The 1,034-nt window shown below is 61.9% G+C and carries 1 protein-coding gene; it reads left to right on the forward strand.

Features of this window, described 5'->3' with window-relative positions:
• Window positions 1-54: 54 nt before the first annotated feature.
• Window positions 55-1,014, forward strand: coding sequence for an HNH endonuclease signature motif containing protein (locus HMPREF3153_RS10395; protein ID WP_141740947.1), 960 nt, complete (start codon window positions 55-57; stop codon window positions 1,012-1,014).
• The last annotated feature ends 20 nt before the right edge of the window (window positions 1,015-1,034 follow it).

Raw genomic sequence — 1,034 nt, forward strand, 5'->3', positions numbered from 1 at the left:
AATACATTGGACAATCGGTTGCAGGCTTTCCGATGCCTCTTTATCCTCCGTGGCATGACCGTCTCGATCTTCGATGCCCTTGCTCTCGGCGTCGATTCTCTCAAGGAAGCCGCTGGCCTTAGCGTGGCTGAACTACGCGACCGCGGCCTAACACTCGCCGACGCCAAGTTCATCCACCCCTTGGCCGCCGTCTACTGGCGCACTAAGCCCAAAGGCATCGCCGAGGCCCGCAAGGCCGCCCGCGCTGCCGGCCATTCCCTGCGCGTGCTCGCCCGCATCGAGGTGCTCGCCGCGCGCTGCGACGACCCCAACGCCGCCCGCGTGACCTTGTGTGGCACGGCGGAGACCAAGCTCGATGAGGTCGGCGCGCAGCTTGCCAAGCCGAAGACCCGCGTGGAGTCCGCCCGCCATACCTATGGCAAAGACGGCTGGCACCGTTTGGTGATTAACACCCAAGACCCGTGGCTGATGGACATGCTCGGCGCGCTGCCCGGCGACGACCTGCTCGACGGGTTCAAACAGTTCGTCGCCGACGGAGAACAAATTCAAGCCCCAGCCCGTGCTGCGCACGTAGTTATTCGTCTCGATGAGCATGAGGAGTACCTCGCTGAGGGCAAGCTTATTCGTGCCACGGATGGCACGGTGCGCCCGGCTCGTTTGCTCGTGCAGGAGAAGTTGGCGGAGGTCGGCTACGTCACGCTGGTGACCGATTGGGGCGAGCCGGTGGATTGCTTTAAGTCGACGCCGATCTTCAACGAGAAGCAAACACTCATGGCGTTTGCGTTGCATCCGCAGTGTATTCACCCGGGCTGTGTGACCCCGGCTCTGTTGTGCGAGCGTGACCACTTTATCCCGCGGAACAAGGGCGGCGATACGAACGTCGAAAACCTTGTGCCGTTATGCCGTTTCCATAACGGACGCAAGGCCGACGAAGATTCGTATACCCGCGATGCCGAGGGCAATTACTGGTACGTCACGCCCTACGGCAAGCGCTACCTCTGCACCGTGGACTAACCCCCACAAACGAAACCCCG

This window comes from Corynebacterium sp. HMSC06C06, from assembly GCF_001807295.1.
Classification (GTDB): Bacteria; Actinomycetota; Actinomycetes; order Mycobacteriales; family Mycobacteriaceae; genus Corynebacterium; species Corynebacterium striatum.